This window comes from Bartonella sp. AA81SXKL, assembly GCF_042196945.1.
Taxonomy (GTDB): domain Bacteria; phylum Pseudomonadota; class Alphaproteobacteria; order Rhizobiales; family Rhizobiaceae; genus Bartonella.
The window spans coordinates 13,045-34,558 of sequence record NZ_JBHIRH010000016.1 but is presented as its reverse complement, the minus strand read 5'-3'; the positions used below and the strand labels follow the sequence as shown (position 1 = coordinate 34,558).

Annotated in this window: 18 protein-coding genes; 3 read left to right on the top strand and 15 right to left on the bottom strand. The window is 36.5% G+C overall.

Features of this window, described 5'->3' with window-relative positions; genetic code table 11:
• Positions 1 to 338 precede the first annotated feature (338 nt).
• The 5 genes from ACFINZ_RS07640 to ACFINZ_RS07620 form a co-directional block, all read right to left on the bottom strand.
• The gene (locus ACFINZ_RS07640) at positions 339 to 842 is read right to left on the bottom strand and encodes a MerR family transcriptional regulator (RefSeq protein ID WP_375607116.1); all 504 of its coding nucleotides are present in this window, start codon (positions 840 to 842) and stop codon (positions 339 to 341) included.
• A gap of 196 nt (positions 843 to 1,038) precedes the next feature.
• A complete protein-coding gene (locus ACFINZ_RS07635; RefSeq protein ID WP_375611576.1) occupies positions 1,039 to 1,353 on the bottom strand; it encodes an integration host factor subunit alpha in 315 nt (104 codons plus the stop codon).
• A gap of 77 nt (positions 1,354 to 1,430) precedes the next feature.
• Positions 1,431 to 2,405, bottom strand: a complete 975-nt coding sequence (locus ACFINZ_RS07630; RefSeq protein ID WP_375611575.1) for a beta-ketoacyl-ACP synthase III — start codon at positions 2,403 to 2,405, stop codon at positions 1,431 to 1,433.
• A gap of 49 nt (positions 2,406 to 2,454) precedes the next feature.
• Positions 2,455 to 3,525: a phosphate acyltransferase PlsX gene (gene plsX / locus ACFINZ_RS07625; protein WP_375651249.1), complete on the bottom strand. Its 1,071-nt coding sequence runs from the start codon at positions 3,523 to 3,525 to the stop codon at positions 2,455 to 2,457.
• A 149-nt stretch (positions 3,526 to 3,674) separates the two neighbouring features.
• Positions 3,675 to 4,232, bottom strand: coding sequence for a DUF177 domain-containing protein (locus ACFINZ_RS07620; protein WP_375672068.1), 558 nt, complete (start codon positions 4,230 to 4,232; stop codon positions 3,675 to 3,677).
• Positions 4,233 to 4,453: 221 nt separating this feature from the next.
• On the opposite strand from ACFINZ_RS07620, the gene ACFINZ_RS07615 reads away from it, so the two are divergent.
• Positions 4,454 to 4,933, top strand: coding sequence for an outer membrane protein assembly factor BamE (locus tag ACFINZ_RS07615; protein WP_375672070.1), 480 nt, complete (start codon positions 4,454 to 4,456; stop codon positions 4,931 to 4,933).
• A gap of 76 nt (positions 4,934 to 5,009) precedes the next feature.
• On the opposite strand, the gene nusB is transcribed toward ACFINZ_RS07615, so the two are convergent.
• The 6 genes from nusB to glyA form a co-directional block, all read right to left on the bottom strand.
• Positions 5,010 to 5,480, bottom strand: a complete 471-nt coding sequence (nusB, locus tag ACFINZ_RS07610; RefSeq protein ID WP_015856452.1) for a transcription antitermination factor NusB — start codon at positions 5,478 to 5,480, stop codon at positions 5,010 to 5,012.
• A gap of 2 nt (positions 5,481 to 5,482) precedes the next feature.
• The gene (locus ACFINZ_RS07605; RefSeq protein ID WP_375611572.1) at positions 5,483 to 5,938 is read right to left on the bottom strand and encodes a 6,7-dimethyl-8-ribityllumazine synthase; all 456 of its coding nucleotides are present in this window, start codon (positions 5,936 to 5,938) and stop codon (positions 5,483 to 5,485) included.
• Positions 5,939 to 6,019: 81 nt separating this feature from the next.
• Positions 6,020 to 6,637, bottom strand: a complete 618-nt coding sequence (locus tag ACFINZ_RS07600) for a riboflavin synthase (protein WP_375633147.1) — start codon at positions 6,635 to 6,637, stop codon at positions 6,020 to 6,022.
• Positions 6,619 to 7,749 carry a bifunctional diaminohydroxyphosphoribosylaminopyrimidine deaminase/5-amino-6-(5-phosphoribosylamino)uracil reductase RibD gene (gene ribD / locus ACFINZ_RS07595; protein ID WP_375633148.1) on the bottom strand — a complete coding sequence of 377 codons (1,131 nt, stop codon included), beginning with the start codon at positions 7,747 to 7,749 and terminating at the stop codon, positions 6,619 to 6,621. The genes ACFINZ_RS07600 and ribD overlap by 19 nt, the downstream gene beginning before the upstream one ends.
• Positions 7,742 to 8,224, bottom strand: a complete 483-nt coding sequence (gene nrdR / locus ACFINZ_RS07590) for a transcriptional regulator NrdR (protein ID WP_375701288.1) — start codon at positions 8,222 to 8,224, stop codon at positions 7,742 to 7,744. The genes ribD and nrdR overlap by 8 nt, the downstream gene beginning before the upstream one ends.
• Before the next feature lie 11 nt (positions 8,225 to 8,235).
• Positions 8,236 to 9,549 (bottom strand): serine hydroxymethyltransferase, encoded by a 1,314-nt coding sequence (gene glyA, locus ACFINZ_RS07585; protein WP_375634485.1) that lies wholly within the window; start codon positions 9,547 to 9,549, stop codon positions 8,236 to 8,238.
• Between the two features lie 323 nt (positions 9,550 to 9,872).
• On the opposite strand from glyA, the gene argC reads away from it, so the two are divergent.
• Complete coding sequence (argC, locus tag ACFINZ_RS07580; RefSeq protein WP_375633151.1) at positions 9,873 to 10,805, top strand: N-acetyl-gamma-glutamyl-phosphate reductase; 933 nt, start codon at positions 9,873 to 9,875, stop codon at positions 10,803 to 10,805.
• Between the two features lie 20 nt (positions 10,806 to 10,825).
• Here the strand turns inward: argC and ACFINZ_RS07575 are convergent, their stop codons facing one another.
• From ACFINZ_RS07575 to hfq, 4 genes are all read right to left on the bottom strand, one after another.
• Complete coding sequence (locus tag ACFINZ_RS07575; RefSeq protein ID WP_375633152.1) at positions 10,826 to 11,917, bottom strand: COX15/CtaA family protein; 1,092 nt, start codon at positions 11,915 to 11,917, stop codon at positions 10,826 to 10,828.
• 136 nt (positions 11,918 to 12,053) lie between these two features.
• Positions 12,054 to 13,880, bottom strand: a complete 1,827-nt coding sequence (locus ACFINZ_RS07570) for a hypothetical protein (RefSeq protein ID WP_375636980.1) — start codon at positions 13,878 to 13,880, stop codon at positions 12,054 to 12,056.
• 149 nt (positions 13,881 to 14,029) lie between these two features.
• A complete protein-coding gene (gene hflX, locus ACFINZ_RS07565) occupies positions 14,030 to 15,367 on the bottom strand; it encodes a GTPase HflX (RefSeq protein ID WP_375633154.1) in 1,338 nt (445 codons plus the stop codon).
• A gap of 53 nt (positions 15,368 to 15,420) precedes the next feature.
• Positions 15,421 to 15,660 carry an RNA chaperone Hfq gene (gene hfq, locus ACFINZ_RS07560; protein ID WP_005773461.1) on the bottom strand — a complete coding sequence of 80 codons (240 nt, stop codon included), beginning with the start codon at positions 15,658 to 15,660 and terminating at the stop codon, positions 15,421 to 15,423.
• Positions 15,661 to 16,312: 652 nt separating this feature from the next.
• Here hfq and ACFINZ_RS07555 point away from each other — a divergent pair.
• On the top strand, positions 16,313 to 20,872 hold the full coding sequence (locus tag ACFINZ_RS07555) for a hypothetical protein (RefSeq protein ID WP_375633155.1): 4,560 nt from the start codon (positions 16,313 to 16,315) through the stop codon (positions 20,870 to 20,872).
• Positions 20,873 to 21,514 lie beyond the last annotated feature (642 nt).

The window sequence follows — 21,514 nt, the reverse complement described above, 5'->3', positions numbered from 1 at the left end:
ATCATTCACGAGGCATTATGATAAAATAAGATTAAGAAGCCTTAAGAAACATCTCTTTAAAACAAGCACATGAATTGGTAAGCTAATGGCATTCTACATCCCGCAATCTACACTGATGAGATATTGCCTTAATTTTTATAAAGCCAAATCAAAAAAAATGGCAAAACTCAGCGTTTATTCTTTCTCTTCTTCATGTTTTACCAAATGAAAAACTCTTATAAAAAACTCGTTAAATATACACATACGATATATGACTACTCGCTGAACGTATAAAATTCTGGGCACATCCATAAAACATCTAAATATCTACAAAACACATATAAAATAAAAAAATATTATTATCGTGCTCTATCAAGAACACGCTTACATTCAATGAGTTCAAACAGAATTTCTTGTAACAATGCTTTATCAGTTTTATCTTTGTAAAGATTCACAGAACCGACAGATGTTTCTCCCTCATTTCTCATGAAACTCAAAAGCCCAAAAGAAGATTTCTTAGGCTTATTGCTAGCATTTTCAGAAGTTTGTCCTGCATGTTTCTTCTCTATGACCACATTCATAGCATCAAGATCACCATTACCCAATGCAGTCACAAAAGCAACACCATTTTCTTTCAAAAGGCGTTGCACACCTTTTATCGTATAACCCTGATCATATAGTAACTGCTTAATACCATTGAGCAAATCAACATCGACCGGACGATAATAGCGCCTTCCTCCCCCACGTTTCATTGGTTTAATCTGCCTAAAACGTGTTTCCCAAAATCTTAAGACATGCTGCGGAAGCTCCAATAACTCCGCTACTTCGCTAATTGTGCGAAAAGCATCAGAGCTTTTATCCATTTTGTAACACCTTATTTAAAACAAAATAAATTACTTCACAATGACTCATTCTGTCTCAATTTCTCAACAAGATTAGTCAAAAATAAGACCATCATTGATACCTTACTCACCAGTCTTTTTCTAAAAAATAAAGACCCTTATTTTATACATTTCTTTAACAAATACCAAACATACCATGGCATTTATTTATGAGATATCATTTTTTCTGTTTTGCACGATGCGAATCTAAAATTCTCTGTTTAAGGACATTGGCAGCCTTAAACGTCACAACACGTCGCGGCGGAATCGGTGCTTCAACACCTGTTTTTGGATTGCGTCCAACACGTTCATTTTTACTGCGAACCTGAAAAGTTGCAAAAGAAGATAATTTAACCGCTTCACCTCTTATAAGTGAGTTGCAAATCTCATCCAAAACCAATTCGACTAAAGCTGCTGATTCAGTATGTGACAAGCCCACTCTTTTACAAACTACGCTCGCTAAATCTGCACGCGTTACTGTCTTACTTGTCATTATAACCACCTATTAAAATATTAAAAATTACAAAATGACTTATACGTTTTCTTGAAATATGGTCAAGTAGCCATAATTTACCAACGAATAAGAATTGCTCCCCATGTAAATCCACCTCCCATGGCTTCTAACATGATAAGATCTCCTTCTTTTATTTTTCCATCGCAAACAGCTGTTGTTAAAGCCAACGGAACTGATGCAGCAGACGTATTACCATGTTGATCAACGGTAATCACAACTTTATCTAGTGAAATTCCCAGCTTTTTAGCAGATGCTTCAATAATGCGCTTATTAGCCTGATGAGGTACAAACCAATCTAGTTGTGAAGAATCCATACCTGCAGCTGCAAAACAATCATCAACCACATCCGTTATCATACCAACAGCATATTTAAAAACTTCTCGTCCTTCCATACGCAAATAGCCTGTCGTTTGTGTTGTTGAAGGTCCACCATCAACATATAGCTTATCTATATAAGCACCATTAGAACGCAATTTCGCAGACAATATACCACGCTCAAAAGCAATACCCCCCTCAGTTTCTAGTGCTTCCAAAATAACAGCACCAGCACCATCACCAAACAATACACATGTCGTACGATCTTCCCAATCTAAAATTCGAGAAAATGTATCGGATCCAATAACTAAAATTCTTTTAGCTCCCCCACACCGTAAATAAGAATCTCCTGTTGTTAAAGCAAAAATAAAACCAGAGCAAACAGCTTGAATATCAAAAGCAAATCCATGGCTCATTCCCAAAGCATGCTGAATTTCAACAGCAGAAGCAGGAAAAGTACGATTCGGGGTGGACGTTGCTAAAATAATACAATCGATGTCTTTTATTGTTAAACCAGCATTTGTAAGTGCTGCTTGCGCAGCCTCAACTCCTAAAGAAACAGTTGTTTCATTTTCACTGGCAATATAACGTTGGCGTATTCCTGTACGCTGAACAATCCATGAATCTGACGTTTCAACAAACTTTGCAATCTCTTCATTTGATAAACTTCTTTTCGGCAAAGCACTTCCTACACCACGTATAATTGACCGAATCATTCAGCTCTTACCTTTTCTTCAAATTTTTCATTTCTATTATAAGAGCTTATCATAAGGACTCTCCATTCATCACTGCTTCATCTTCTTGGTCAAAAAGTGTTTCTTTATTTTCATGAAATCGCCGTAAATCAGCCGTTATTTTTTGTAAAAGTCCGTTATTAACCATCTCATAACCAACGCGGATAGCAGAAGCAAAGCCATTAGCATTAGCACTGCCATGACTTTTTATAACAACACCATTCAAACCTAAAAGCACTCCTCCATTCACCCTATCAGGATCCATTTTATGTTTCAGTATACGAAAAGCACCCCGCGATAAAAAATAACCAAGAGATGTTAAAAAAGAACTGCGCATTGCAGAGTTTAAAATCTCTCCTATCTGTCGCGCGGTTCCTTCTGCGGTTTTTAAAGCAATATTACCAGAAAACCCCTCTGTTACAACAACATCGACTGTTCCTTTTCCAATGTCATTGCCCTCAACAAATCCTTTATATTCCAATCCTTCTAATTGCACTTCACGCAATATCATTCCTGCTTTTTTTATTTCATAAAGTCCTTTAACCTCTTCTACCCCCACATTTAAAAGCCCAACACTTGGTCTTTCAGTGTGATATAAAGCGCGAAACATACCTGCTCCCATAACCGCCAAATCAACCAACTGACTAGCAGAGGCACCAATTGTTGCTCCAATATCTAAAACAATACTCTCACTGCGCAGTGTTGGCCAGATACCCGCAATACCAGGACGTTCAGCCTCTGCAAGCATTTTCAAACAAAAATAAGACATGGCCATGAGTGCACCCGTATTACCAGCAGAAATGCAAGCATCAGCTTCACCATTTTTTACCGCTTCAATGGCGTACCACATTGATGATTTACCACGTCCATTACGAAGTGCTTGGCTTGGCTTTTCATCCATGCGTGTATAACTTTCTGTAGGGCAAAAGCGCGATACAGAATCCAAACAGGGATATTTTTTTAAAACCGGACGAACAGCCTCCTCTACTCCATAAAATAGAAAATAAATATTTGATAAATATTTTTGTACAATTGCTGCTCCTGCAATAGCTGCTTCTGGACCGTAATCACCGCCCATGACATCCACAGAAATTCTAATCACGCTTGCATATCCCACATCTTTTCATTTACATCTTTAAATACATATTATGATTTTTGGCTCCTGAATACTCACACAGCACATCTTGCGAAAATCGCTCCGCAGAAAATACCGTTTAGCATACAATAGATATTTTTTGTATGTTTCTACAATCACTTCCAATTTTTCAAAACAGAAAATGGAGAGAATTTTCGCTCTGCTTCTTCTAAATTTTCATCCATATTCATCTTTATCCCTTCTTTACGTGGATAATGATTAATAGACAACTCAAAAAACTCTTCCATGATTGCGCCAATATCAATTTTATCATCATAAAACACTTCAGGAGTATCAAGCCCCCCCACATCTAAAAACAATTCCCCTGTATCCTCTGATATTTGGGGCTTCATCAAATTTGAATCTTCAGGAACAAAAACAACCTCAATATTTTCACAAAGGATATTTTCTAATGGTTCCAATGTAACAACACATAACTGTAGTATACGCGCTTGCAACAGACCTTTTATACGCACTCCGCGTTTTTTCCACGGGAAAATATGGAATTTTCCCTCACAAGATTTTACTTCAATTAAATCATGGTTCTGGGCTAAATGTGTACATTCTTTTTTGTTTGCACAAAAATGAACCCTTATACCTTTAGCAGGTAGAGAACGTACAGATACTGGATAAGCCAAAGCAAATGTCATTTGAGGAACATTTTGAACATTCATTGACAACTCCCAAACATAAAAACGCGTAAAGCACTATGTTTTTATTTATCTCAAGTATTTATGCATTTTTTTCTTTTCTAAAGAAATTCTATATGGCATAATTTGCTTTATAACAGGGAAACTCAGTGTAAGCTACGGTAGATTAAGTTAAAATTAGAAAAAACTTGAGGTTGCCTTCTTGTCCTACATCTCAGTATAAAAAGGAGATACCATTGTTTCAAATGCCTCACATAATAGCCTTAATCAAACGTAAATTATTGATTGGTCTATCAACAGCAAGCATAGGAATGCTTGCTGGGTGTAGCCTTCTTGATTCTTCAGGTTCGAGCCAAATTTATAGAGAGGGCTATGTTCTTGATAAAAATGCTCTAAGTTCTATCTCTATTGGCTCAAGTCAAGAGCAAGTTCTTTTAACTTTAGGAACCCCTTCATTAAAAACAAAATATGATAATGAAGTTTTTTATTACATCTCACAGACACGTTATCGTGGGATGCAGTTTATGAAAACAAAGATTATTGATCGCAAAGTTTTAGCCATTTACTTCAGTAAAAATAATCAGGTTACAAAAGTTGCAAATTACGGATTACAAGACGGTCAAGTATTTGATTTTATTACACAAACAACGCCAACTGTAACGAAAGAACATCCTTTCTTAATTCAAATTATAAAAGGCCCTGCGAATTTGCCACCCCATAACTAAATTATATAGTCTGCATACCGTTTCAATATTATAGGTCTGATAATATCAGATCTATAATAGGGGGGGGGTGTAACTCTTAGAGGCGAACTTTTTTTGCCATACTGTCAAGAACTGCATTAACAAGTTTTGGCTCATCACCTTCAAAAAACGCCTTTGCTATGTCAACATACTCATTCATGACAACCGCAACGGGAACATCTTTACGGTTGATCAACTCCCATAAACCTGCTCGTAAAATTGCTCGCAATATAGAATCAAGACGTGAAAGAGACCACTCTGCAGAAAGCTGTTGATGAAGCAGCGGATCAAGCTGCTTTTGATCTTTTACAACACCCGTTATAATAGCCAAAAACCACTGAAAATCAGCTTCAAGATATTGATCTCCATCAATATCTTTTCCCAAACGATAAGCCTCATACTCAGCTGCCGTTTCCATCACCCCCGAACCCACGATATCCATTTGATAGAGTGCTTGAACTGCAGCGAGTCTTGCTGCTCCACGTTTATTGGCTGAACGCGGAAAATGTCTGCTTTTTATATCAGCCATATTTAACGATTATCTCCAAATCTCTTTTTTAGAGCGATCATACATAAAGCAGCTTCAGCCGCAAAACCACCTTTATTTTTGTCATCTAATTTTGCACGCACCCATGCTTGTTCTTCGTTTTCAACAGTCAAAATACCATTTCCAATAGCCAAGTGCTGATGAACAGTTAAATCCATCAATGCACGACAAGAATCATTAGCAACAATTTCAAAGTGATATGTTTCACCTCGAATAACACAACCAAGAGCAACATAACCATCATACGATATCTTGTTTTGTTCAGCAAAAGCTATTGCACTTGGTATTTCTAATGCTCCAGGAACCGTTACAACATCATAACTTGCTTCAGCTTTTTGCAAAGTATTCACTGCACCTCTCAAAAGTGCATCAGAAATCCCCTCATAAAAACGTGCCTCAACAATCAATACGTGAGGCTTTTTACCTATCTCTTTCATCATAATGGAATTCCACAAAAAACGAATCAAAAAAATCAAAGTTATAAAGCATAAAATTCTGAAAACGATCAATAGAGTGTTGGCTTATTCATCTTCTCTTTTTAAAGCAAAAAGTTTTGCAGCATAACGAGCAAGTTGATCAATTTCCAAATTGACCCGATCTCCAATTTTAGCTTGTCCCCACGTTGTCATTTCAAGTGTATGGCGAATAATAAGAACATCAAAAACACAATCCTCAACACCATTAACAGTCAAAGATGTCCCATTAAGTGCAATAGATCCCTTATTAACAATGAAAGGCATAAATTGTCTTGAAACTTTTAAATAAAAACGAATTGCATCCCCTTCATTTTTTTGATCAATGATTTCAGCCAAACCATCAATATGACCAGAAACTAAATGTCCTCCCATTTCATCACCCAATCGAAGCGAACGTTCCAAATTAACAAAAGTTCCTTTTATCCATTGTGCAAGATTCGTTAAACGTAATGTTTCTTCCCACGCCTCAACAACAAACCAATTGGTATCTTCTTGCTTTAATCCTCGCTCTACAATTGTCAGACAAATTCCTGAACAAGCAATTGACGCGCCAATTGCTAAGCTTTCTATAGCATAGCGGGTAGAAATCTTTAAACGCATCCCCTGCTTTAAAGGTTGAACATCTTCAACACAACCAATATCCGTTATAATTCCTGTGAACATAATGTCTTACGTCTCCACTTATAAAAACGGTCATTTCCAAACATTCTTGTCTCAATCTCATGAAACTGCGAGAGATAATTTCCAAAATGAGGGGCTTCAATACGATTTTTGCCTAAAACAATAGGGGTATGAAAACATATCAAATGATCAACACAACCAGCATTCAAAAATTTTTCCCCTGTCTTGACGCCCCCTTCCAATAAAACACTATTAATCCCATGTTTATAAAGCATCTGTAAAAGAGCAAAGGGTTCTACACAACCATTGTTCATCTCGACCGAATAAACAGACACACCATATTGCTCCAATGCATTTTTTTTGCTTTTCTTTGAAAGATCCACATCACAAATAACCCATGTAGGAATTTTTATGGCTGTTTGGACAACTTTTGCATCAAGGGGGATAGATAAATCTGCATCCAAAATAATACGAATTGGTGAGCGCATTTCCATCCCTGGCAAGCGGCAATTGAGTTGTGGATCATCTGCTAATATAGTACCAATACCAACGAGGATAGCATTATTTTGAGCACGTAGAATATGCGTATGAGCATGAGAAAGTGTTCCACTAATTTTTACGCTGCCCTTCTCTCTTTTTCCAACACCATTATCGGCAGAAATTGCCATTTTAAAAGTGACCGCACAGCGTTGTATCTTCCTTATGCACCAATGCGTCCATAAGGATTCAAAAGCCTCTTCAGCTAAAATGCCCTCAACCACTTCAATACCCGCTGCTCGCAAAAGAGCAATACCATGACCATCAACACGCTTGTCACAATCAGTCAGCGCAACAACAACTCGAGAAACACCTGAATCAATAAGCGCATTCACACACGGCGAAGTTTTTCCATAATGCGCACAAGGTTCTAAAGTAACATAAGCAGTCGCTCCTTGAGCCAAAGAACCTGCCATGTGTAAAGCTTGCACTTCCGCATGAGGACTCCCATGAATAGCTGTTACGCCATAGCCAACAATAAAAGCCCCCACAGCACCATTATCGTTTCGCACAATTAACGTACCAACGGAAGGATTCTCACCTGTAAGACCGACATGACGTTCTGCTAAACGAATAGCTGCAGCCATAAACCGTTCATCTTGCACTTTTTTATTCATCAAAACGAGATTCTGTATCCGCGATACCCTTTGACAATTCATCTATAACATCGTGAAAATCGCTTGCATTACGAAAATCTCGATACACAGAAGCAAAACGAATATAAGCAATATCATCAATTCTTTTCAATGCTTCCATCACAAGATGCCCAATTTTTTCTGAAGCAATCTCTGGTTCTCCCAAACTTTCAAGCTGGCGTACAATGCCAGAAATTGCTCGTTCAATATGATCAGAATCAATATTGCGCTTACGTACAGCCACATCAACTGATCGCATTAACTTATCACGATCGAAGAGTTCACATCGTCCACTTTTTTTAGCAACCAAGAGCTCACGCAACTGAACACGTTCAAAAGTTGTAAAACGACCACCACAAACGGAACACACACGGCGGCGGCGAATCACTGCCCCCTCTTCTGCTGGACGTGAGTCTTTGACCTGTGTATCCTCATATTGGCAGTAAGGACAGCGCATCCTTTGTATCCTTAACGAGTGGTAAGATAAGAGTAAAGAGGAAATTGATTCGTTATATCTTTTACCTTTTTCTCAACAGCCATTTCAACGACATGATTATCTTCATCACTTTTTGCACTCCGAAGACCATCAAGAACTTCTGAAATCAGATGACCAACTTGAATAAACTCTTTTTCTAAAAAACCACGCGTCGTGGCAGCAGGTGATCCCAAACGAATTCCTGATGTTATAGATGGCGTTTCAGAATCAAAAGGAATGCCATTTTTATTGCAGGTAATATGAGCGCGTCCCAAAGCCAATTCAGCACGTTTACCTGTTAGATTTTTGGAACGTAAATCAACCAACAACAAATGATTATCTGTACCACCAGAAACAATATTAAAACCATTACCCTGTAATGTTTTTGCTAAAGTTTTCGCATTAGCGACAACATTAGCACTATAACTCTTGAAAGAGGGACGCAAAGCCTCCTCAAACGCAACAGCCTTTGCGGCAATCACATGCATTAAAGGACCACCTTGAAGACCAGGAAAAATTGCAGAATTAATTTTTCTGGATAAAGCCTCATCATTTGTCAATATTAAACCACCACGTGGACCTCGAAGCGATTTATGTGTTGTTGTTGTTACAATATGCGCATGTGGAACAGGTGAAGGATGCACGCCACCAGCAACAAGACCAGCAATATGAGACATATCAACGAGTAAATGAGCACCGATTTCATCTGCAATTTCACGGAATCTTTCCCAATCCCATAGCCGTGGATAAGATGAGCCCCCTGCTATAATAAGTTTTGGCTTACGTTCTTTTGCAAGCTGCTCAACCTCATCCATATCAATAATCTGATCTTCTTGACGCACACCATAGGAAACAACATCAAACCATTTTCCTGACATATTAACAGGTGAACCATGCGTAAGGTGACCACCAGCATTTAAATCCAACCCCATAAATGTATCACCAGGCTGAAGTAAAGCTAAAAAGACAGCTTGATTCATTTGGCTACCAGAATTAGGCTGTACATTCGCAAACGCAGCACCGAAAAGCTGTTTTGCCCTTTCAATAGCTAAATCTTCAACGACATCAACAAATTGACACCCACCATAGTAGCGCTTTCTTGGATAACCTTCTGCATACTTATTGGTTAAAACAGACCCCTGCGCTTCAAGGACCGCTCTTGAAACAATATTCTCTGAAGCAATCAGCTCAATTTCATGTTGTTGACGCTCAAACTCCCCTCTAATTGCGTCAAAAATTGCACCATCAACAGTTTGTAAATTATCATTAAAAAAGCGCTTTTGTGCGTCATTTTCTTGCTGAGTCATAAAACACATTCCTAACATAAAAAAATAAAGTCAAGGAACGATAACACAGCAAACCATGCAAACCAAACATTTTAAACTACTTACACTCAAAAATAATGAGGTAAATATTTATCTTAGTTCTTTGTTATAAAAACAACGAAAAACTTCCCTCTCGAGAATGGTAAAAAATGAGATTACATTTCTTTTTTTACACTCTTATTTGTTTACACCTTTTACAAAAGGTATCTATAATCTAAAGAAATTCAATAATTTAATGATTAAAAATAATTTATAATGTGAAAAGCTGAATATAATAGGCAAAGTTAATACGAAGGCAAATAAGAATGCTAACCAAAGTTTTTATTGATGGTGAACATGGCACAACCGGACTACAAATACAAAAACGCTTAGAAAGGCGTACAGATTTAAAACTACTCTCTCTTGCTCATAAAGATCGCCATAATGTTCATCTGCGACAAGACTATCTTAATCAAGCCGATATTGCTATTTTGTGTCTTCCAGATGATACTGCACGCGAAACAGTTCATTGGCTTAAAAAAAATAAAAACATTAGGATTATTGATAGCTCGACAGCCCACCGTGTTGCACCAGACTGGGTTTACGGTTTTCCTGAAATGACAGCAGGACAAAGAAAGCGCATCCAAGCAGCACATTATATAACCAATCCCGGATGCTATCCTACCGGTGCCATTAGTTTGATTCGCCCACTCCGTGAAGCAGGACTGCTAGACGCCGATTATCCCATCTCGATTAATGCAATCTCCGGCTATACCGGTGGTGGAAAACAGTTGATTTTACAAATGGAAAATCAATCTCAACAAAATATTCAGGACAATTATTTTATCTATGGTCTTAATCTTGAACACAAACATGTGCCAGAAATTAAAATCTATGGACAAATCAATCAAACCCCAGTTTTTATACCAAGTGTGAGTCGTTTTCCCCAAGGAATGATTGTGAATCTTCCTCTGCATCGCCATTTATTCACAAAATCAGCAAACTGTTCTGATTTGCGCGAAATTCTCGCAAACCATTACGAAGGACAAAATACCATTTTAGTCGCATCACAAGAAGAAACTGTTTCACTTGAAAGACTTAATCCAGAGTATTTAGCCAATAAAGATGGTATGAAACTGTTCGTATTTGGAAATGATCGTGAAGGTATTTTCAATCTCAGCGCCCTATTCGATAATTTAGGAAAAGGCGCATCAGCTGCAGCTATCCAAAACCTCGATTTAATGCTTTCAGGCAACTAAACCTCCCTACTCACAAACTTTTATTCAACAACGGGATAAGCCCCTTTTGTTGCTCGCCAATGCGCAACAACAAAACACAACACGACTAATGCCATACTTTGATGAATGAGCCCCAAACTTATCGGAACCTCATGTAACAGTGTCAAAATACCTAAAAGTGCTTGGATAATAATCATACCACAGATAAGAAATGCACGACGAGAGTGGGTTGAACGGGGAACATTTTTTTGTACATAGAAAGCATGAATAGCCGAGGCAATCAATAAAAAATAAGCAAAAAATCTATGAATAAACTGAACCGTTAAGGGATTTTCGAATAAATTGAGCCAAACAGGACGATGCTGTAACAATCCATCAGGAATAATCTGACCATCCATAAGGGGCCATGTATTATAGACTTTTCCTGCATGAAGCCCTGCAACCAAAGCACCCCAATAAATCTCTATCAAGACGAGAATAACAAGCCAAGCCGCAAAATATTGCACCTTTTGATTTGCTGGCTTTTCTGAATATTCTGCAAGCCCTCGAGATAAATAAGTAACAAAAACAATAACAAAACATGCCGTTATAAGATGAAATGCCAAACGATATTGGCTCACACTTGTTAAACTACTTTGCCCAATCCCTGAAGCAACCATCCACCAACCAATAAAGCCTTGAAAGGCGATAAGAATAGGTACAACAATAAGCGGGAGTAAGATATTTTTTTCAACACGCTTAGTCGCCCAAAACCAAATGAGCCCCAATAAAGCGACAAGACCAACAAGACGCCCAAGAACACGATGCGCCCATTCCCACCAAAAAATGACCTTAAAAGCACTTAAGGTCATATCAGGATTAAGCAGCTTATATTGTGCTATCTGTTGATATTTTAAAAATTCCTCTTGCCATTGATCCACACCAATCGGTGGAATAACGCCGTGTATTGGCTTCCATTCCGTTATAGATAATCCTGATCCCGTCAAACGAGTAGCGCCACCCACTAAGACAATTGCCAAACACAGCAATAAAATAGAGTAAAGCCACACCTGTATATGTTTTCTATTTTCCTTTTGCACAGGCGTTAAAATGCTATTGTTTAATCTCTTTACTACCATCTCTGATTGCCCCACGCTTCTCTCCAACTAAAATGCATTTTAAAATTTAAACATTAACTCTTTGTCTATTTTAGTATGTACTACAACTTTAGCAAAAAACAAGCGTACCACTATAACATGCGATACATATTTCTTTTTTACTTTACGAAGCTTATGATGCTACAATGCGATAAACAGTCTTTGGAAAGCTGTCTACCATCCGCATCATCCATTCTTGTTCATTAAGAACAGTATTACAAATATAATAGTCTGTTAGCTCTGCAAATTGCTCAAACCCATATTTTGGTTCGCTTGCCATCTCTAGGATGATAAAATCATATTCTTTTTTAAATTCTTGTAATATATGAAAAATATCATTTGAAAAATCTTGTGCTGAAATGGCACTTGTTACCCCCTGAGGAAGAATATCAACCCCCGTATCATAATCACGGTAAATAACATCATGCAACTTGGCATTGCCCGTTAAAATATCACTCAGTCCGCGATGTGGACCAATGACTTTCTCTATTTGTTGACCAGAAATATCGACCAACAAAATTGTTTTGTTCTCTTTTGTGAGATGAAGTGAAAGCTTTGCCGCTGTCCGTGCAGCCTCTGGTCCAATGATTGAAATAATGGTTGAAGCACGCCATTTCAAAACATCAGATAATCCCTCTATCGTAATAAAAGCTTCAAAATTTTTCATTTCTTGAGAGACTAAAATATTCTCATTCTTCTTAAGAGAATTTTCTTTTGATCTCAAATCCTCTTCTGAGATTTGGTCTTTTTTCCTTTTAAAGCACGGATAGAATAACAAGATTCCTAGCAAAAGAGTAAGGAAGCTGGCCAATGCACTCACAAGAATATTTTTTCCATAAAGAGCCATAAAAGAAATTGGTGCTAACGTTATTGGCATAACCACGTGGATATTTGTATTTTGTAAGAGAAGAGGATTATCACTCAATCCCCAATATGAACCAATGACTTTTTCTCTTCGTTGAACAGACTTGCTCATCGCTTTATTTTGGACATCGATCGCTGCTTTTATTTTATTTTCAAATTCATTAAATATTTCATTCAAAGATTGGGATTGATCTCTTATAAAAAAACTCACCCTTTTTTGAAGCTGTTTTTCCAATTCCGTTGCAATAACCTCATCTGAATGAACTTGATAAACAATCTGTAAAATTTTATTTTTTAATTGATGAGAAACTGTCTCTAATTCTGCAGTCATCGCTTTAATTTGAGGATGTGTCCACCCTAATTGTGCAGCCATATGTGCTCTTTGCGTTTCCAAGAGATCACGTTTAGATTCCAGAGAAACAATTGCTGAATTGCCTGCAATAAACGATAAAGACAGTAAAGACTGCCCATTTTCACGCATCATGTTAATCGTTGAATTCAAACTTGTTAAATGAATACGCTTTAAAGTTGCTTGCGTTAATTGCATCGAAAGATTATGAAGTTCTGTTTGTTTTACACCACGCTGAATAAAAGAATCAATAGATTTACGAAATTCCTGCACGATATTAAGGATTGCAATATTATCATATTGTTTGTCTTCTAATTTATCATTTAACAAGAATTGTTTCTGTTTTATGATTGCTTGTGAAAATGCGGAAAACCAAGTTTCCAACCCACGTTGAGCTGCTTCAAGTGTCTCGGCTTCAAAAATAAGATCGATAAAATCACCATGACGCGATAAACGGATATTTTCATGATTTTTTTTCTTATAAGAAGCACTTAAAGAAAAATTCGAATCATTGAAGAACATAGGCTGTGAAAACAAAAAAGCGATAACATTGTCTTGCTTTTTAATTGGTAATGGCTTTCCTACAGAATCAGATAATGAAAATGTTAAAGTTGCTTGGTAACCACGGGGCTGGACAAAATAATACAACCAAATCAAAGATACACATAGAATTTGTAATAGCAAAACAATCAAAATGCTTCGCCATACGGTACGTACGAATAGTCTTTTATTACATGTAAGACTCATCTTTATTTTAACCAGCAAAATACTTCTTCATATTGTTTTATTAAGAGAAAGTAGTAACTATCCTCTTAACTTGCTGTCATATTATTTTGAGATAATAAAAATATAAAATTTAAGCACAAATGTTCAAAAATATTTTTAAAGAACTTAATTCATATTTTTTTGAGGCTCTCTAGTTGTTTTTTTGCTTCAGAAGTAACAACCGCTCTAATGGTAATAGACCCATCATCATGCCCTTCTTGCACTATTTCCGCAGAGTTTTCATAAAACCAATCAATAAGCGACATTTCATGAGGTTGTAAAAGATATTCAATGCTTTGCACCTCTCCAAAAATTAGCTTTTCAATGGCTCTTAATAATTGATCGAGTCCATCCCCTTTAAGTGCTGATACCATGAGAGCAGGATTTAATCGCGTCTTTGCGCTTGTTTGTAAAACATTCAATGCTTGCTCATCTAACATATCAATCTTATTCCAAACTTCTATGATGTGCTCCATATCATCAATATCGATATCAAGACTTGAAAGCACTTCTAAAACATCTTGGGCATGTGCTCGATGATCAAGATCTGACATATCTCTTACATGAAGAATGAGATCCGCTTCAACCACTTCTTCAAGGGTTGCTCTAAAAGCTGCAATCAAATTCGTTGGCAAGTTAGAAATAAACCCTACAGTATCAGACAAAAGAACAGTTTTTCCATGGGGAAGAACAACTTTGCGCAAAGTCGGATCAAGCGTTGCAAATAACATATTCTTTGCTAAAACATCTGCACCGCTTAAACGGTTAAAGAGAGTTGACTTTCCTGTATTCGTATATCCTACCAGTGCCACAACAGGATAAGATGTTTTTTTCCTTTTTGCTCTATGAAGTGCACGCGTTTTAATAACCGTTTGCAATTCGCGGCGAATACGAATAATTTTTTCTTGTAAAAGACGCCTATCTGCTTCAATTTGCGTCTCACCAGGTCCACCTAGGAAGCCACGCCCCCCCCGTTGCCTTTCCAAGTGCGTCCAACTCCGCACAAGCCTCCCTTTTTGATAGGACAAACGCGCTAACTCTACTTGCAAAACTCCTTCTTTTGTTCGTGCACGGTCCCCAAAAATTTCAAGAATCAAAGCCGTTCTATCGATAACTTTGCAATTCCACAATTTTTCTAAATTACGCTGCTGTACTGGCGTTAAAAAGTGATCTACAATCACAAGCTCAATAGAATATTCATCTATATAACAGGTTAACGCATCTACTTTACCTTTTCCAAAGAGAGTCGCAGAGCGCGGCGTTGCAATATTTATCGTTTCATAATTAACAACTTCTAACCTTATAGCACGTGCTAACCCCAATGATTCTTTAACACGAGAAGATATAGAACACTCTCTCAAAGAGCTTTCACTTCTATTTTCTTGAAAAATCGGTATCAAAACAAGTGCGCGCACCTGTCCTGTATTCTGCGAAAATACCCCTCCTAATCTCTCATTTTCATTTATCATAGCAATCTAAGTACTTTTAAATGGGATAAGAGGTCTATCTTAAAATGATATGTTTACTCAGGACTTTCACCCTCAAACATCTGTACAGGCTGTCCAGGCATAATCGTAGAAATAGCATGCTTATAAACTAATTGCGCGTGTCCATCTCGGCGCAAAAGAACACAAAAATTATCAAATGAAGTTACAATACCCGTGAGTTTAACGCCATTGACAAGAAAAATTGTAAGGGAAATTTTTTGCTTACGCACCGTATTTAAAAACACATCTTGCAGGTGTTGTGATCGCTCTGCCATTATTCTTACACCTTTATCTAGATTGCATAAAATATTCGTGCATGCATATCGACTGAAAAATATCCAATTGTCAACGTAGAAGCTTAAAAATTCAGCAACAAACAACTGAAATTAGAGAAAAAACGGCTCTTTAAGACAATAATAAAGTACAACTTACGAAAAGCTATATTAAATTAAAAATTTTTCCACGTTTACTTTTTTATGAGCTTACAATTCAAAGGCATACTTTTATACATCCTAAGCTATTACAGACTATATGTGATGATGAATCTGCTTCGTTTAGAATCAATAAAAGTAAGCGGACAACAACATTTATTAACGATTATCGATATTAAAGAGAGGCATTTGCACCTTACTGTATATATAACCGCTATTAAAGTCCTTATTTCAAAGACTGCCGGCTTATAAAGCTTTCTATAAACACAAGTTGTAAACAGTATTTTTGTTTTAGTTAGATTTAAATAATAAATTGTTTTCACTATATTTTATAACATTTTTAAACAGGGTATAAGAAACCGCGTTAACTTTATCTTGATAAGTTTTTAAAATTTTTCCCTAAGCATATTCCTTTCTAAATAATTAACAGCTAGTATGTAGAAATTATGTGGAAGAGGACGTATCCCTTTTCCGGCTGTAAGAGTACGAGGCGAGTATGGCACGCAGAACAAAATTGCAAACATTTGAAGTTGAAGTTGAAGAAGCCCTCACAAAAGCTATGAACTTTGATTTCGATGACACAGGATTTGAAACGATATCATCCAATAATTCTGAAAATGTTGTTAATGTCGATGATCTGATTCAAAAAATTGCAATGGCAGAAGAAGAATTTTTTGCTGAAAACGGTACGTCAACTTTTGTTTCTAATATTCATGATGAAGCTGTTATTGATAAATCCGTTGTTGAACAGCTTTTTGCTCCAAAACCTTCACCTGATATTTCAGGTGGAACTGTTCATAATACATTATTGCCTACAAAACTTCTTCCCGCAAATGATGATATAACAACCCCTGTAAATTTTGGACCATTCAAGCAGCGTTCTTCCTCTCGAGTCTACTGGTATACAACAGCGCTTAGTGCTTTATGGGCAACGGGAGGAGCTTTTATTGCGCATAAGCTCGCACCTACCGGACTCAGCTCCTTATCCAATATCAGCACTTTTGTTACATCCCCAACAGGACTTGCTGTAGCAGCCGGAACAGCAATTCCTATCCTTATATCTTGGGGCGTTGCTCAATTAACAAAACGTTCAAACGACTTGCATAATATTGCGCTTCTTATGACCAATGCTGCACAGCGCCTTAGTGAACCACAACATCTATCTGAAAAACAAGCTATTGCTATAGGGCAAACCATTCGTGAAGAAGTAGCAGCAATGAACGAAGGTATTGAACGTACCCTCGGACGTGCTGTTGAACTTGAAGCAATCATACAAGGTGAAGTTCATAATCTAGAACAAGCCTATGCTGAAAATGAATCACGCATTCACACATTAATCAAAGAATTGAGTAATGAACGCATAGCCATTTTGAATCATGCAGATCGCGTACAATCAACAATTAAAGGAACCCAAGAACAACTGAGTGATGAATTTGGTTTGGTTACCTCTAACATTGTAACCAATGTTGAAAAGCTTGCACAAACCCTTTCTCAAACTTTACAAAAACAAGGCGAAGACCTCGTTGAAAAACTTTCCTATGCTGGTGATGGCGTAACAAATCAGCTTGTTGAAAAATTTAACAAAACAACAACACAAATTCAGCAGAAAAACACGGAATTTTTTCATGAATTAGGAAAAAACTTCGATGGCTTTGCAAAACGATTTGATCATAATGAAAAACAAATAGAAAAAACTTTTAATGAAACAGCTGAAAAAGCAGAAGTACATGTTGCTAAAATTGCAACACATATACAAGCAGTAACAGATCAAACTTTGCACGCTGTCGATGAAAAGTTTAAAGCCTTGGATAAAGCTCTTATTGATCGTAATAATCAATCTCTACAGAATTTTGATGAGAAGATCTTAAAGCTCGACGACCAAGCACATAAACTCTCTTCTAAATTTGATAACGTAACCTCGCAAGCAATTGGAGCCTTTGAACAACGTTTAGCAACGGTTGATCTTTCTCTTAAAGAACATAGTGATTCCATCATTGATTCCTTTATAGAACGCAGTCAGGCTTTAGAGGATAATGCTGAAAAACTTGGTAACTTCTTGGAAGCTCATGTCTTGAAAATAAATGAGAACCTCCAAGAAAAAACAGCAGACATTACCCATGCATTTACAAATGGACGTGAAGCTATTCTTTCTGCAATTGATAAAAGTAAAGAAAGTCTGAGAGAAGAAATTCAATATGTCGACAATGCCATTGTTGATATCATACAAGAACGTTCACAAGATTTTAAAGTACAACTTTCTGATCAACGAGCTCTTATGGCAGACATGCTCGATAACGAGAAGAATAAAATTGCGGATACATTAAGAAATCAAATTGATGTTTTATCCCAAAATACTTCTCATATTGAAAAAGTTTTGGCTGACAATGTTCAAGTCGTTGATAAACAAGCTGAAAATCATATTACAAACATCATTCAATGCACTGAAAAGTTACAAGATGTCATTGTACAAAGTTGTAATACAACCCAAGATGCTTTAGAAGCACAAGCGAGAAATATTGATATCCGTGCCGATGCTCTGCGCGACTCTTTAGCGATTAATAGTTTTTCTCTCAATGAAGTTCTTGCCGATCAAGCACGCACACTTGAACAACGCATGGAAACAATCCATAATCTCATTGCAAAAAGTGATATACGTGTCGATGTTGCATTGAAACAACAAATAGATTTAGTTGAGAGTGCAATTGTCGCCAATAATAAAAACATTACTGAAACGGTTCAAGATCATATCAAAAACCTTGAAAGCCATGCCGAAATTTTAAAGAATACGCTCTCTCAATCGAGTGGTGTTTTCTTTGAAACCCTTGAAACACGTATGGAATCATTCGATACAGATCTAGAAGATCGTGCACACAAAATTTTTGAACGGACAACAACGCTAGAGGAAACATTATCTGAAAAATTTAGCCAAATCTGTGAAGCCATTGATATGCAAACATCTGTTATTGAGGAACGTTCTGACACATTAAAAACGTCTCTCATGATTAATAATGAGCAAAGTCAGATAATTCAACAAGCGCTGGAAAGCAGTGTTGACAATATGCGTGTAACCTTAGAAGACTCTGTTAATACAGTGACAGATAACCTGCATAATAAGATTATAAAAGCTTCTGATATTCTTTCTTCTACGAGTGAACAAATTCTTTCATCTGTTACAAATGTTACTGCACAAGCAGAAAATATTCTCTCAGAATCAGGCAATCGCATTGTATCAAATGTCAAAAAAACTGTTTATGATACCAGTGAAAAAGTTCTGTCAGTTCTGTCTGAACAAACAGCGCATACTGTCGAAGCTTTCGCAACAGCCAGTCATAATGCACAAGCATTATTGAATGAAACTATTCACACATCAACAACAGCAATAGAACAAGTTCTTAATGAACGCTGTGATGTTCTTCATCACTCTATGCAAAATCTTAAAAATAATTTAGGATATCAACTCTCTGATGTAACGAGCCGTCTGGAAGATGCTGGAAATCAAACAACAACACAAATTTCAGAACATGTTGGAAAAATAACAGAGCTTACAAATCACTTAAATCAAGCAGCGCAAAATACGACAGAATCAATTGATTCTTTAACACAGCATATCGGTGAACAACTCTCTCTTTCCACACAAAATGCTGAACAAAGAATTTATGCACATAATGAATCTTTAGTGAATAGCTTAACCAAAGCTAACTCTGAAACACTTCAAACAATAACGATTATGAAGGAAGAGCTTGTTAATAATGTCTCATCCATCTTAACACAGTTGAATCAATCAATTTACAATTTTCAGGAAAATAGTAATGTTTTATTATCGGCTGTTCAAAATATTGATGGGCAGTTTAATGAGAGTACGAATAATTTTTTCCGCAACACGGACCAAGTAGCAGAGCGTTTGTCAGCCTCAAATCAAGCGCTCAATACTAATGTTGAAATTCTGCAAGGACTTTCAAAGAGTACCTTTGAACAAATTAATCATATAACGAGTAGTTTTGGTGAACATGCAAAGACACTTTCCCAAACTATTCATGTTCTTGAACAGTCTGAAAATTCACTTAGTGCAACACTTGAAGAAAAACATAATACGCTTTCTGTATTAAGCGATGCTCTTGTTTCAAAGTCTCATGAAATTAATCAAATGATTGGGCATTATGAAAAAATCTTCAACTTAGCACTTGAACGCTCTGATAAGAATGCGCGTAACTCCACAAATTCATTCCAACAATCACTTAATAAGCTTGTTAGTGAAGCATCAACGCGTTTTTCAGAAGCAGCAGAAGATATACGTCGCTCCGCTGATGAAGTTCGTTTAGAGCTTTCAAAGATTAATAATGATATCAATGAAAATGTAAAAAAACTTCCAGAAAAAACAAAAGAAACAACGCAAACAATTCGCACAGCTTTGAATGAACAGATTACAGCGTTACAAGATTTAGTCAGTGTTATACAAAATGATCAAAAGAGCGCACAAAAACAGCTAATATCAGCATTTCCTACATCATCAATGTTTAATCAAAAAAGTGACAGTTCCACTGAGTCTGTTAAAAAGATTGTGCCACCTAAGCCTATTTTGCAACAAGATCAAAGCAAAAAAAGACCAAATAAATGGGTATCAAATCTCTTAGAAAGAGCTTCACGTGAAGAAACATTTTATGATGCTCCCCCTAGTGATGATGTTTTAACATCAGTGCAAACAAAACCATCTCCTGCAAACTGCTCTCTTAATTCATTAGCTTCTGGTATAGTGCAAGCTATTAATCACAATGCCATTGTTGAGCTATGGGATCATTATCAACGTGGACAAAAAAACATCGTAACAGAACGCCTTTATACCTTAAATGGACAAAAAATATTTGAAATGATTAAGAAAAAATATATGAGCGATTTTGGGTTTAAACGTTCAGTGAATCAATATGTTACGGATTTCGAAAAGCTCTTACGTGATATATCGCGCAGTTCTGGCTCTTCCAACTCAGTTCGCAAGTACTTGATATCAGATACCGGAAAAGTTTATACTATGCTTGCTCATGCAAGTGGTCGAATCCAATAACAAATAAGAAAGTGGAAAAAGATATTTTTCCACTTTCTCTCTCCAGTTGTTTTAATGGCTCATCATAGAATGCTTTTTTTTCAACTGTAGCTTTGTACTTCAAAGGTTGGGATAATTGGCATGCGGTTTTCTTTGACATCCTAAGCAATAACCCTAAAGAAGCGTAATGGCTTATCAAACAACGTATCATTCTAAGAATGATAAAGCATGTCTTCTATTTCCTTATCTTTTTCTTAACTCCTTTATTTTTCATAGTTTCATAAAGGTACAAAATCGGTAATAATTATTTTTATTAATTGTGAAAAAAATTCATGCTTTTGTATTAAAATAGCTCATAGAAACACTTCTATTTATTTTTTTTAATGTTTTTTATCCACATATTACTCTCGTTGAATTATCTAAGTAAATATTTTTTATTATATTAGGTGAATTTGAGCTAAAAGAATCTTATTGTATTCAAATTTCTCATTCAACATACGAGATGATTCATTATAAATTATAAAGTTCGCATTATTAAGAGTTCAATTGAATAATAAATAAAACAACTCCCATTTTTAAAGTTCCAATTTCCTTTTAAATAGCTGCAAAAATAATTTATAAATTGCAAATTGTTATTTAAAATTTCTTCTACCTCCCTATAGA

What these genes read in the sequence shown, in the direction of transcription:
- ACFINZ_RS07640 (WP_375607116.1), bottom strand. Translation starts at nt 842, where the DNA reads ATGGATAAAAGCTCTGATGCTTTTCGCACAATTAGCGAAGTAGCGGAG.
- ACFINZ_RS07635 (WP_375611576.1), bottom strand. Translation starts at nt 1,353, where the DNA reads ATGACAAGTAAGACAGTAACGCGTGCAGATTTAGCGAGCGTAGTTTGT.
- ACFINZ_RS07630 (WP_375611575.1), bottom strand. Translation starts at nt 2,405, where the DNA reads ATGATTCGGTCAATTATACGTGGTGTAGGAAGTGCTTTGCCGAAAAGA.
- ACFINZ_RS07620 (WP_375672068.1), bottom strand. Translation starts at nt 4,232, where the DNA reads ATGAATGTTCAAAATGTTCCTCAAATGACATTTGCTTTGGCTTATCCA.
- ACFINZ_RS07615 (WP_375672070.1), top strand. Translation starts at nt 4,454, where the DNA reads ATGCCTCACATAATAGCCTTAATCAAACGTAAATTATTGATTGGTCTA.
- nusB (WP_015856452.1), bottom strand. Translation starts at nt 5,480, where the DNA reads ATGGCTGATATAAAAAGCAGACATTTTCCGCGTTCAGCCAATAAACGT.
- ACFINZ_RS07605 (WP_375611572.1), bottom strand. Translation starts at nt 5,938, where the DNA reads ATGATGAAAGAGATAGGTAAAAAGCCTCACGTATTGATTGTTGAGGCA.
- ACFINZ_RS07600 (WP_375633147.1), bottom strand. Translation starts at nt 6,637, where the DNA reads ATGTTCACAGGAATTATAACGGATATTGGTTGTGTTGAAGATGTTCAA.
- ribD (WP_375633148.1), bottom strand. Translation starts at nt 7,749, where the DNA reads ATGAATAAAAAAGTGCAAGATGAACGGTTTATGGCTGCAGCTATTCGT.
- nrdR (WP_375701288.1), bottom strand. Translation starts at nt 8,224, where the DNA reads ATGCGCTGTCCTTACTGCCAATATGAGGATACACAGGTCAAAGACTCA.
- glyA (WP_375634485.1), bottom strand. Translation starts at nt 9,549, where the DNA reads ATGACTCAGCAAGAAAATGACGCACAAAAGCGCTTTTTTAATGATAAT.
- argC (WP_375633151.1), top strand. Translation starts at nt 9,873, where the DNA reads ATGCTAACCAAAGTTTTTATTGATGGTGAACATGGCACAACCGGACTA.
- ACFINZ_RS07570 (WP_375636980.1), bottom strand. Translation starts at nt 13,880, where the DNA reads ATGAGTCTTACATGTAATAAAAGACTATTCGTACGTACCGTATGGCGA.
- hflX (WP_375633154.1), bottom strand. Translation starts at nt 15,367, where the DNA reads ATGATAAATGAAAATGAGAGATTAGGAGGGGTATTTTCGCAGAATACA.
- hfq (WP_005773461.1), bottom strand. Translation starts at nt 15,660, where the DNA reads ATGGCAGAGCGATCACAACACCTGCAAGATGTGTTTTTAAATACGGTG.
- ACFINZ_RS07555 (WP_375633155.1), top strand. Translation starts at nt 16,313, where the DNA reads ATGGCACGCAGAACAAAATTGCAAACATTTGAAGTTGAAGTTGAAGAA.